This is a genomic window from Candidatus Propionivibrio aalborgensis (assembly GCF_900089945.1).
Taxonomy (GTDB): Bacteria; Pseudomonadota; Gammaproteobacteria; order Burkholderiales; family Rhodocyclaceae; genus Propionivibrio; species Propionivibrio aalborgensis.
Genome location: NZ_FLQY01000086.1, coordinates 1 through 11,660 on the forward strand (window position 1 = coordinate 1; position 11,660 = coordinate 11,660).

The window sequence follows — 11,660 nt, forward strand, 5'->3', positions numbered from 1 at the left end:
ACTACTGCCCTGATATGTTTGATCAAGCCCAAAACGAACTCTCAACCTTGCGCGACCTGATGCGTTTTGCTGTCAGTCGCTTTATCGAGTCCGAACTGTTTTTTGGTCACGGCAACGATAACGCCTGGGACGAGGCCGCCTATTTACTGTTGCACACGCTGAAGTTGCCGCTTGATCGTCTGGATCCATTCATGGATGCCCGCTTGACCAGCGACGAACGCGCCGCCGTGCTCAAGGTGATCAAACGCCGTATCGCTGCTCGCCTTCCAGCCGCCTACCTGACCAACGAAGCCTGGCTTGGCGATTACCGTTTCTACGTCGATGAACGGGTGATTGTCCCGCGTTCGCATATCGCCGAGCTACTGCGCGAACAACTCAGTCCATGGATCGACGATCCGTGGGCGGTGACCCGCGTTCTGGATCTGTGCACCGGTTCCGGCTGTCTGGCCATCCTCGCGGCCCACGCTTTCCCGGAATCAAAGGTCGATGCCCTTGACCTCTCGCCCGACGCCCTCGCAGTAGCCAAACGCAATGTCGAGGACTACGGCCTCGGTTCACGCCTGCGCCTCGTCCAGTCCAACGCCTTTGCAGGGGTCCAGGGTCAAAGCTACGACCTGATCATTTCCAATCCGCCCTACGTCAACGCAGAATCGATGGATAGCCTGCCGGATGAGTACCGACGCGAGCCGGAGCTCGCGCTGGCTGGTGGCAAGGACGGTCTTGATTTCGTACGAATTCTGCTGAAGGAAGCAGCCGGACACCTCAATCCGAATGGCCTGCTGGTGGTCGAGATCGGACACAACCGGGACGATCTGGAAAAGGCATTCCCGGAAACCTTGTTCACCTGGCTGGATACCAGCGCCGGGGATCGTTTCGTTTTTCTGCTGCGCCGAGAAGAACTGCCCGGGCTAGCCGCCGGATCTTAAGGCTTCAAAGGGAGGCACGTTCATCAGTCGGGACGCCGCAAACCAGCCGGCGCCGGTTACCAGCCCCGCTCCGCAGATCATCGCGGCAAACGGAAGCGAAATATCGATCGCCACCTCGAACTTGAAAACCATCTCTGCCAGCAACTGCCCGACTGCAATGGCGCCCAGCGATGCAATCAGGCCAGCCAAGCCACCGATAGTCGCGAATTCAGCAAGAAAGGCAGCTCGCAACTGCTCGCGCCGTGCACCCAGCGCCCGCATCACCGCCAGCTCATAACGCCGCTCATCGGTCGCCGAGGCCAGCGCCGCATAAAGAACAATGATTCCGGCCATCAGGGTGAACAGAAAGATGAACTGAACAGCCTGCGCCACCCGATTCATGACCGACTGCAACTGCTGCAGAATCGCTGCGACGTCAACCACCGTCAGATTGGGAAACTCGGCAATCAGACGATTTACGAAATCAGCCTTTTCGGGTGCCAGGTAGAAACTTGTAATCCAGCTCGCCGGGTAGGGCTTCAGGACTGCGGGCGGGGTCAGTACGAAAAAATTTACCCGCATCGAATCCCAATTCAGCTTGCGCAAGCCGATCACCTGCATCGTGACCTGCTCACCCGCGATGACAAACTCAAGCCGATCACCCGGCTTCAGGCCGAGTGTCGCGGCCAGACCGACTTCCACCGACGCCGCGCCACGCCCCTCATCGGCCTCTGAAAACCAGCGCCCCGCCGTCACTTCATTTCCTTCCGGCAAATCCATCCGGTACGAGAGATTGAACTCCCGGTCGATCAAACGCTTGGCGCGTTCATCGTCATAGCTTGAAGGACCGACCTCCACATCATTCACCCTGGCCAGACGGCCACGCACCATCGGCGAAAACTCGGCGCTCAATTGGTCCTCAGCGAAGGCACCCTGGACGCTGTCAAGCTGGTCCGGCTGTATATTCACGACAAAACGGTTCGGCGCTTCCGGTGGCAGGGCTTGGCGCCAGGCATCAAGTATGTCGTTCCGCGTGACCGTCAGCAGGAGCAGCGCCATGAAAGCCAATGCCAGGGCGACGATCTGCACCACACTAGCCGCATGATGCCGCTCAAGACTGGCCAGGCCGTAGCGCCAACCGATGCCCCCCTGGCGAGCGCCTGGCCGCGCACCGCCTCGCAGCAGGGCGGCAAAACGAATGACCACACGCGACACGAGCGCAAACAAAAGCATCGCGACTGAAAACCCGCCAACCACGTAAGCGCCAAGACGGACTTCTCCGGCGATCCAGAACATCAAGCCAGCCAGTGCCGCAAATCCCACTGCATAACCTGCAAGCAAACGCGATGGCGGAATGCTGCCGGAAGAAAACTCACGCCGCAGCACACGGAGCGTCGAAACGCGCTTGAGCTGAATCAGGGGCGGCGCAGAAAACCCGAATAACAGCAACACACCGATGACACTGCCTTGTAATGCAGGCAACAGGCCGGGGAGTGGCAATGGCGTCGCCAGCAGTTGAGCGAGCCATGCATGCAGCACGAAATGCGCAAGATATCCGATGACGCAACCCAGGACCGCGGAAAACAGCCCGAGCCATGCGAACTGGCCGAGAAATACACCCAGCAGAAACCCCTGCGTCGCACCCAGACAGCGCATCACCGCACAGGGGTCCAGATGCCGCTGCATATAACGCCGCGACGCCAATGCGATGGCAACGGCCGCCAGTACCACTGTCAACAGAGCCGAAAGACCGAGAAAGGTTTGCGCCCGATTCAGAGCTGTGCGGATTTCGGGCCGCCCGTTCTGCGCATCTTCAATTCGCTCGCCACGCTGCAGTGAAGTCTCGACCTGACTGCGAAATGCAGTCACCGAGGTTGCCTCACCCGCCAGCAGAAGACGATAGGTGATACGGCTCCCTGGCTGGATCAATCCGGTCGCCTCCAGATCGGCGATATTGAGCAGCAGCCGCGGCGCCACGCTGAAGAAATTTAGACCTCGATCCGGCTCAAGCGTCAGTATGGCAGCCACGCGCAGAGCGAGCATCCCCACCGAAATGGTATCCCCAACCTTGGCAGAAAGCGACGATGCCAGCCGCTCGTCGATCCAGATCGTTCCCGCTTGCGGAATCCCGCTTGCCGGAGAATCGGCCACATTGCGACCGGGTGCGATTCGCAGACTCCCGCGCAGAGGGTAACCCTCTGAAACCGCCTTGATTTCAGCCAAATGGGCGCGCAGGCTGTCGCCTTCACCCAGTGTAACCATGCTCGGAAAAGTTCGAGTTTCAACGACAGCCAAACCCCGTCCGCGAGCGTCTGCAGCCAAGTTCGGCGGCCATAAATGGTCCGACGTGAGCAGCAGATCGGCGCCGAGCAGTTGATTGGCCTCGCGCTCCAGTGATTGACGTACGCGATCAGCAAAAAAGCCGACCGCAGTCAGGGCCGCCACCGCAACCACCAACGCCGCCACCAGCAGGTGAAGCTCACCGGCCCGCAGGTCACGGCGCAGCATGCGCAGGGAAAAAGCGAGCATGCTCATTGGCGTGAATCTCAATCCAGTTCGCGCAAGCGATTCATCGCTTCGTCAACCCGACGCACGGCGATCACCTCTATTCCGGCAATCGGATGCTTGGGCTTGTTGGCTTCAGGAATCATCGCCCGCGTAAAACCGAGCTTGACGGCCTCCTTCAGCCGCTCCTGGCCACGCGGTGCGGGTCGTATCTCACCCGCCAATCCAACCTCGCCAAATACAATAAGTTTACTCGGTAATACTTTGTTTTTTAACGATGATACTATCGCCAACAACACCGAAAGATCGGCGGCCGGCTCGCTGATCTTGACGCCACCGACGGCATTCACGAAAACATCCTGATCGAAACAGACGATACCCGCGTGACGGTGCAGAACCGCGAGCAGCATCGCCAGGCGCTGGGCATCGAGGCCGACGGTGAGGCGTCGCGGGTTGCCGTGCGACTGATCGACCAGGGCCTGAATCTCGACCAGTAGCGGTCGCGTCCCCTCTTGGGTAACCAGCACGCAGGAGCCGGGAACCTCCTGGCCATGCTGCGACAGAAACATTGCCGAAGGGTTGCTCACGCCCTTCAAGCCGCGATCGGTCATGGCGAAAACGCCGATCTCGTTGACCGCGCCATAGCGGTTCTTCACAGCACGAATCAGGCGAAAGCTCGAATGCGTGTCGCCCTCGAAATAAAGCACGGTATCGACCATATGCTCAAGTACGCGCGGCCCGGCCAAGGCACCATCCTTTGTCACGTGACCGACGAGAATTACGGTCACTCCGGTTTGTTTGGCCAGTCGTGTGAGCTGCGCCGCACACTCGCGCACCTGGGCCACCGAGCCGGGCGCCGAACTCAACTGATCCGACCACAGCGTCTGGATCGAATCGATAACCGCCACCTGCGGTTTTTCCAGTCGCAACAGGGCGAGAATCTTTTCAAGATTGATCTCGGTCAGGAGTTGCAGCTGCTTCGTATCCAGTGCCAGCCGCCTGGCACGCATGGCAATCTGCTGGCCGGATTCCTCACCACTGACATACAAAACATGCCGGCCCCCCGACAATTCGGACAGTGCTTGCAAGAGCAAGGTGCTCTTGCCGATCCCCGGATCGCCGCCCAACAACACGACGCCGCCGGACACCAGCCCCCCGCCGAGCGCCCGGTCGAACTCGCCAATACCTGTCGGCAATCGATCTTCTTCGTTCGCCACGATCTCCGAAAGCGTTTGCAGTCGGGACGCACCACTCAGCGCGGCGAATCGGCTCTTATTGACTGGCGTACTTTCGGCAATCGTTTCAACCAGGGTATTCCACACACCGCAATCCGGGCACTGTCCTTGCCACTTGGGTGCACTGGCCCCACATTCGGTGCACGCGTAGATGGTTTTTTCCCTGGCCATAGCCGGTTCCTCAGACCTCGACGACCGGCACGCGTCGTGCAAGCGCACAGAACAGCTCGTAGCTGATCGTCCCGGCAGCGGCCGCCACTTCGTCGGCGGGCAAGCCCTCGCCCCAGAGCACGACCGGGGAATCGACACCGGCGTCAGGCAACTCGGTCAGATCGCAGGCCAGCATGTCCATCGATACACGCCCAAGGGTTTCGGTGCGCTGACCGGCAACCAGAATGGGCGTGCCACCCGGTGCATGGCGCGGGTAGCCGTCCGCATAGCCACAGGCGATGATGCCCACCCGGGTTGGTCGCGTGGCCTCGAACACCCCCCCGTAACCGACACGCTCGCCCGGCTTGATCTCCTGGACGGCCAGGATACGGCTGTGCAAGGTCATCACCGGCTTGAGATTGAAGCTCGCCGCGTCGCTTTCGGCAAAGGGACAGCCGCCGTAAAGCATGATGCCTGGGCGCACCCAGTCGTGCGCCGTCTGCGGATAACGAAGAATGGCGGCTGAATTGGCCAGAGAAATCTCCACAGGAGACGTGTCGGGCCAGCCTTGCCTCATTGTCTCGAAGCGTTCAAGCTGAAAGTCGATCCCTCGCCCGCCATCGGCTTCGGCAAAGTGCGTCATCAGCGTCACCGCGCCAATCGCCCCGGAAACAGCCAGTTCGCGTCTGACTGCCGGCAACTGCTCGAGCGTGAACCCGAGCCGGTTCATTCCGGTGTTGAGTTTCAGATAGATCGGCAGACGCAGCGGCAAGGCGGCGGCCCGGATCATCTGCAGTTGTTCGATGCGGTGAACAACCGGAATCAAGCCGTATTCGGCACATACGGTTACCTCATCGGGTTCGAACAAGCCCTCCAGCAGCAAAATGGGCTGACGAAAACCGGAATCGCGCAAGGCCACGGCATCGGCCAGATCAAGCAGCGCGAAGCCGTCCGCCACGCCGTCAAGGGCCTTGGCCGCGCGCATCAGGCCGTGGCCATAGGCATCGGCCTTGACGACGGCCCACGCCTTGGCAGGTCGGCCCTGGAGGGCTGCATGGCTTTTCGCAATCAGATAGTTGTGACGCAACGCCGCAAGGTCGATGCGGGCTTCAATCGGACGCGACATGAGATCGGATTCCTCGGCTCTGGCGATGATGGAACGAGAGTATCGACCGCATTTTGCCTCAATACAAGACGAACGTCCGATCCAGAATGAATGCTGATCAGCCGCGCTAACAAGTTCCGGGCTTTCATGGTATAAATCCGGCACTCCCTATGAGCGGTATCCGTTTTCACCATGCCCCTTGGTTTTTACCTGATCATGGCGGCGCAATTCTTTTCGGCGCTCGCCGACAACGCGCTGCTCATCGTTGCCATCGCCGCCCTGCGCGAAATGGATTCCCCAAGCTCCTACGAGCCACTGTTAAAGACTTTCTTTACAGTCTCGTACGTGGCCCTGGCCGCCTTTGTCGGCGCTTTTGCCGACTCGATGCCCAAATGGCGGGTCATGTTCATCAGCAACACAATCAAGATCTTCGGTTGCGGCCTGATGCTTCTCACTGTTCATCCGCTGCTTGCCTACGCTGTCGTCGGACTCGGTGCCGCCGCCTACTCGCCGGCCAAGTATGGCATCCTGACCGAATACCTGCCACACCGCCTGCTGGTGGTAGCCAACGGCTGGATTGAAGGGCTGACTGTCGGCGCAATCATCCTGGGCGTAGTCATCGGCGGCACCTTGATCCAGCCGGCCATCGCAAAGCACCTGCTATCGCTGAATTTTCCATTTTTCGACACCGGAATCGACACCACCAACGAAATGGCGCTTTGCATCGTCGGCGGCCTCTACATCCTGGCGTCGATCTTCAACCTGTACATTCCGGACACCGGTGTTGACCACAAGGCGCTGCACAAGAATCCCTGGTATCTGTTACGTGAGTTCAACCATTGCCTGGCACTGCTTTGGCGCGACCGGCTCGGGCAAATCTCGTTGGCAGTAACCACGCTATTCTGGGGCGCCGGCGCCACCCTGCAATTCATTGTGATCAAGTGGGCAGAAGTAGCCCTGCACCTCGATCTGTCCAAATCGAGCATGCTGCAGGGTGCCGTCGCACTTGGCGTGGCGCTCGGCGCCATCGGTGCCGCCAAGATGATTACGCTGCGCAAGTCGCTCAAAGTGATCCCGCTGGGCATCGCCATGGGCCTCATCGTCCTGATCATGAATTTCGTCCACTACGTGTGGCTGGCCATTCCGCTACTGGTCATCATCGGAGCCCTCTCCGGCTTCTTTGTCGTGCCGATGAACGCACTGCTGCAGCACCGCGGCCATATCCTGATGGGCGCCGGCCATTCGATTGCCGTACAGAATTTCAACGAAAACCTGTCGATACTCGTCATGACCGGCCTCTACTACCTCATGATCAAGCTCGACCTTTCGATTTACTTGGTTATCACGCTGTTCGGACTCTTCGTTACCACCAGCATGGTTCTCGTAAAGCGCCGGCATGAGGCCAACCAGCGGGAATACGACGATGTGATCCACCTCGATGACGGCACGAATTGAACCAGCGCACTGCCTGAAAACACGCGATGCAACGTATCAACAGATCCCTGGCGCATTGGGCAGTTCATCAGGGTTATCGCCGGTCGCCGGGAAGTGTTCGGCAAGCACGGCGGTGACATCGTTCAAGGCAAGCAGCGTCCCCTGTTCGAAACTGCCTGCCCGGTAAGCCGCCTCAATACGCCGGCAAATCGCGTTCCAGAACCCTTCCTCAACCCTGGCATTGATTCCGCGATCAGCCACGATCTCGACACGGCGATCAACCAATTGCACGTAGATCAGCACGCCGCTATTGTGTTCGGTGTCCCAGACGCCAAGTTGCGAAAACAACTCGACCGCCCGTGCGCGGGCCGATTGGTCGTGAAGCAGCCCGTGCAACGACTGGCTGGCTTCAACGACAAAGCGCAATTCGCCCAGGTGCGCGCTCTCGGATGCGGCGATGGCCTGCTCGATCCTGAGCAGCGTCGACTTCGGAAATGACCGCAACGCCCACCAGTCGGGCACTACAAAATGATGCAGGGTTCTGAGAATCGTGGCTTTCCACATTACCAGTCTCCCGAGGCGCCACCGCCACCAAAGCTTCCGCCGCCACCCGAAAACCCGCCACCTCCCGAACTGCCACCCCAGGACGAGGCGCCTGACGACCAGCCACCCCCTCCTCCACGCCCGCCTCCGCCGCCCATGCCGTTGAACAGCGAAACCAGGAAGGCAATAACGCCAACCACAATGGCAATCAGCATCGAAGATAGCAGCAGCGACGCCACGATGCCTACCACGCCACCAATGATTCCTGCAGCCAGAAAACGGCCGAAGATGGCGCGCACGATACCGCCAACGACGAAAACGAGCACGAACCCAACGAGGAGCAGCGTATCAAGACCGTCGTCGGAGTTCTTCGCATCGCGCTGTTGTTCTGGCTCTGGGAGGGACTCTCCTCCAATCACCTTGAGCATTGTCTCCAACCCGGACTCTATACCGCCGTAAAAGTCACCCTGCTTGAAACGGGGGCTGATCGTCTCGCTGATGATGCGTTTGGCTGTCGCATCGTTCAGTGCTCCTTCCAGTCCGTAGCCCACTTCGATGCGAAGCTTCCTGTCTTCCTTGGCGATCAGCAGCAAAACGCCGTCATCAACGCCCTTGCGTCCGAGCTTCCACGATTCGACGACACGCAGCGCATATTCCGGGATAGTTTCCGGCTTGACGGTCGGCACGATCAGTACGGCAACTTGCGCGCCTTTCTGTCGTTCAAAAGCGGCCAGTTTCTCTTCCAGACGGCTGCGCTGATCTGCAGATAGAGTCGCCGTAAGATCAGTTACCCGAGAGGAAAGCGCGGGGATCGGCTGCAGCGTCTGCGCCGCGACCCACCCCGCCACAAAGAGCAGGAACAGCCCGGCTAGCCACTCCGACCGCCTGAGGCTTGGAACGATCACGGATCAGTATCCGGGCGTCTGGGGGCTCTTGCCACCTTCGACCGCAGCAGACACGGGCGTCTGCGGTACCGACGCCGAGAAGTCGACTTTCGGCGCTACTGAAATCGCTCGTTCGTTCTCGACGCTGAAGTTGGGCTTGACCTGGTAGCCGAAAATCATTGCCGTCAGGTTGTTCGGGAATGTGCGAACCGAGACGTTGTAGGCCTCAACCGATTTGATGTAGCGGTTGCGCGCCACGGTGATGCGGTTCTCGGTACCTTCAAGCTGTGCCTGCAAGTCGCGGAACGAGGCGTCCGCCTTCAGGTTCGGGTAGTTTTCCGCGACCACCAGCAACCGGGACAGCGCCCCCGAAAGGCCGGCCTGTGCCTGCTGAAACTTGGCAAATGCCTCCGGATTGTTGAGTAGCTCCGGCGTCACCTGCATTCCGCCAACCTGGGCGCGAGCCTGTGTGACCTGCGTCAGAACGTCTTTCTCATGGCTGGCGTAGCCCTGTACGGTACTGACCAGATTGGGCACCAGTTCGGCTCGCCGCTGGTACTGATTGACGACTTCCGACCACGCCGATTTGACCGCCTCATCGCCCGTCTGGAAAGTGTTGTATCCACAGCCGGAAAGCAGACTGACAAAGACGGCGAGGACGGCAAGAATTCTGATGCGCATGAGTGTTTGCTCCACGAAGGAATGAACGAAGTGAATTTGACCTCAATCAGATGGGGACGCCAGTTGAAACTGCAAGAGCGCTCAGGCAGTCGCACTCTCGGAAGCCGCAAGTTCCCGCATCAAGGCGCGAGCGCGGCAGAGATCTTCCCAGGACTTCGCTTTGTCGGGCAGCGTTCTTAGCAGATACGCCGGGTGGTAAGTCACAACAACCGGAATCGCCAGCGCTCCATCACGGTAGGTGAAGGTCTTTCCTCGCAGGCTGGCGAGTGAACCTTCTTCGCCAAGTACCGCCTGGACGGCAGCCCGCCCAAGCAGGACAATCAACCTGGGCTGAATCAAGGCTATCTGGCGCTTCAGATACGGCGCACAAACGGCCATTTCAGCGGCTTCCGGCGTGCGGTTGCCGGGCGGTCGGCATTTCACGGCGTTGGCGATATAGACATCCTCGCCGCGCCTGAGGTCGATTGCCGCCAGCATCGCATCCAGCAACTTGCCGGCCGGACCGACAAACGGCTCGCCGCGCGCATCTTCTTCCGCGCCCGGCCCTTCGCCGACAAACAACCAGCTGGCTTTCTCGTCACCGACACCCAGGACAGCCTGCTTGCGCTCTGCACAAAGCGCGCAGGCGCGACAAGCGACAACGCTTTGACGCAACTGATCCCAGCCGAATTCTGCAATCAGTTCCGGACTCTCCGCACCGGTGACGACTGACAACCCAGGAGCCTCAATAACCGCCGCCATATTGCCGGCATTGGGCGCATCCGTCGAAGATGGCACACCTGTTGCTGCAGTAGCGTGTGTCGGCTTCTCGCCACGAGCAACCGAAGGCTGCTGGCGCAATTTCCACCGCGGCGACAGCCCCATCTCGTCCAGCATCTGGTCCCGGCTCAAGCTCATGCCGAAACTTCTGCCAGCGCACGCGTAAGCACCAGGGCATCCTCCCGACCCACTTCAGCCGGGTAGTAGCCGCGCCGCACGCCGATCTGCTGAAATCCGAAATGGCGATACATCGCCAACGCCTTCACGTTCGACGGGCGCACTTCCAGCAACAATGTGGTCGCCCCCTCGCTCCGTGCAAGCTTCATCGCCTGATGCAGCAATCGTGCCCCGTAACCCAGTCTCTGACGCGTTTCCCTTACGCTGATCGAGAGAAGGTGTGCATCATCCAAAGCCAGCATAAGCACAAAATAACCCACCAGTTCGCCGTCCACACGGCACACTCTGCACTTGTAGCCGGAAGCCATCGAATCTGAAAAATTGCCCCGGCCCCAGGGAAAAGGACAAACGCGACACTCGATCGCCAGCACTTCGTCAAGATCGGCCGGTTTCATCGGCAGGAATGCAATACACGGTTCCAGCACCGCATTCATTCAGGCTCTGCCCCCTTCTGCCAATCGCTCGGCCACGGTCCTGGCCACCTTGTTGCGCACATAGAGTGGCACGGCATCGGCCGGATCGATACATTCGCCACGCTCAAGCCGCGGCGCGGCCAGACGAACCAGTGCTTCGGCAAGGGGTATCAATTCGGGTTGCCAAACCGCCACACAAGGAGACAGCCGCTCGCGCAATGCCGGGTAGGCTGCCAGCCCGTTACCGCAGGCGTGCCATTCGCCGGATTCTGGCAATGGCACGGCTGCCGGCGAGAAAACACCGATCGATCCCTGTTGCACACCTCGATCGAACATGCCGAAGTACACTTCGCCCATTCGCGCATCCAGTGCCACAATGACCCGCTCGCCGCCACTGGACCACGCCATCGCCTCCAGTGTTCCCACGCCGAGCAGTGGCAGATCGCGGGCGACGGCCAGTCCCTGGGCCAAGCCACAGGACACACGCAGTCCAGTGAAGGAACCGGGCCCCGTCCCGAAAGCGATTCCGTCCAGAGCGGCAAAACTCAGCCCGGCCTCGCGCAGCGTCGAGTCGACCAGTGGCAGCAAGGTTTGGGAATTCGACAGTCCCGTCGGACAACTGCGGGCGATTACCTCCCCGTCACACCAAAGGGCAATGGAACCGGGATCGACGGAAGTCTCCAGGGCAAGAACATTCATGGCACGTATACTACTCGCCCTGACAATCCGCGTAATGCAGTGCCCTTGCACGAATAGCCCCTCCCGCGGCGGCGCGGACAGGATTCAATCTCATCCGGGATTACGTCGCATCCTGCTTCCACGGTCAAAGTAGCCAGATCATCGTCGCCATACGTCCGGTCTGTCTGTCC

The 11,660-nt window shown here is 59.9% G+C and carries 11 protein-coding genes; 2 read left to right on the forward strand and 9 right to left on the reverse strand.

Annotated elements, in window-relative coordinates:
• The first annotated feature begins 14 nt into the window (after nucleotides 1-14).
• Nucleotides 15-926: a 50S ribosomal protein L3 N(5)-glutamine methyltransferase gene (gene prmB / locus PROAA_RS05555; RefSeq protein ID WP_186410391.1), complete on the forward strand. Its 912-nt coding sequence runs from the start codon at nucleotides 15-17 to the stop codon at nucleotides 924-926.
• Here the strand turns inward: prmB and PROAA_RS05560 are convergent.
• The 3 genes from PROAA_RS05560 to alr are packed head-to-tail and all read right to left on the reverse strand — an operon-like array spanning nucleotide 909 to nucleotide 5,921.
• Nucleotides 909-3,440, reverse strand: a complete 2,532-nt coding sequence (locus PROAA_RS05560) for an ABC transporter permease (RefSeq protein WP_245664179.1) — start codon at nucleotides 3,438-3,440, stop codon at nucleotides 909-911. The two genes, prmB and PROAA_RS05560, sit on opposite strands and share 18 nt — an antisense overlap.
• A gap of 11 nt (nucleotides 3,441-3,451) precedes the next feature.
• Nucleotides 3,452-4,816, reverse strand: a complete 1,365-nt coding sequence (radA, locus tag PROAA_RS05565; protein ID WP_186410392.1) for a DNA repair protein RadA — start codon at nucleotides 4,814-4,816, stop codon at nucleotides 3,452-3,454.
• Nucleotides 4,817-4,826: 10 nt separating this feature from the next.
• Nucleotides 4,827-5,921, reverse strand: a complete 1,095-nt coding sequence (alr, locus tag PROAA_RS05570; RefSeq protein WP_186410393.1) for an alanine racemase — start codon at nucleotides 5,919-5,921, stop codon at nucleotides 4,827-4,829.
• Between the two features lie 171 nt (nucleotides 5,922-6,092).
• Between alr and lplT the strand changes: the two genes are divergently transcribed.
• A complete protein-coding gene (gene lplT, locus PROAA_RS05575) occupies nucleotides 6,093-7,355 on the forward strand; it encodes a lysophospholipid transporter LplT (RefSeq protein ID WP_186410394.1) in 1,263 nt (420 codons plus the stop codon).
• Between the two features lie 36 nt (nucleotides 7,356-7,391).
• On the opposite strand, the gene PROAA_RS05580 is transcribed toward lplT, so the two are convergent.
• The 6 genes from PROAA_RS05580 to tsaB all read right to left on the reverse strand — a co-directional run bounded on the left by PROAA_RS05580 (nucleotide 7,392) and on the right by tsaB (nucleotide 11,490).
• Nucleotides 7,392-7,898, reverse strand: coding sequence for a TPM domain-containing protein (locus PROAA_RS05580; protein ID WP_186410395.1), 507 nt, complete (start codon nucleotides 7,896-7,898; stop codon nucleotides 7,392-7,394).
• The gene (locus PROAA_RS05585) at nucleotides 7,898-8,782 is read right to left on the reverse strand and encodes a TPM domain-containing protein (protein WP_245664180.1); all 885 of its coding nucleotides are present in this window, start codon (nucleotides 8,780-8,782) and stop codon (nucleotides 7,898-7,900) included. The genes PROAA_RS05580 and PROAA_RS05585 overlap by 1 nt, the downstream gene beginning before the upstream one ends.
• Before the next feature lie 3 nt (nucleotides 8,783-8,785).
• Nucleotides 8,786-9,442, reverse strand: coding sequence for a LemA family protein (locus tag PROAA_RS05590; RefSeq protein WP_186410396.1), 657 nt, complete (start codon nucleotides 9,440-9,442; stop codon nucleotides 8,786-8,788).
• A gap of 81 nt (nucleotides 9,443-9,523) precedes the next feature.
• Nucleotides 9,524-10,339, reverse strand: a complete 816-nt coding sequence (locus PROAA_RS05595) for a uracil-DNA glycosylase (RefSeq protein ID WP_186410397.1) — start codon at nucleotides 10,337-10,339, stop codon at nucleotides 9,524-9,526.
• A complete protein-coding gene (rimI, locus tag PROAA_RS05600) occupies nucleotides 10,336-10,812 on the reverse strand; it encodes a ribosomal protein S18-alanine N-acetyltransferase (RefSeq protein WP_186410398.1) in 477 nt (158 codons plus the stop codon). The genes PROAA_RS05595 and rimI overlap by 4 nt, the downstream gene beginning before the upstream one ends.
• Nucleotides 10,813-11,490, reverse strand: a complete 678-nt coding sequence (gene tsaB, locus PROAA_RS05605) for a tRNA (adenosine(37)-N6)-threonylcarbamoyltransferase complex dimerization subunit type 1 TsaB (protein WP_186410399.1) — start codon at nucleotides 11,488-11,490, stop codon at nucleotides 10,813-10,815. It abuts the gene before it with no gap.
• Nucleotides 11,491-11,660: the final 170 nt, after the last annotated feature.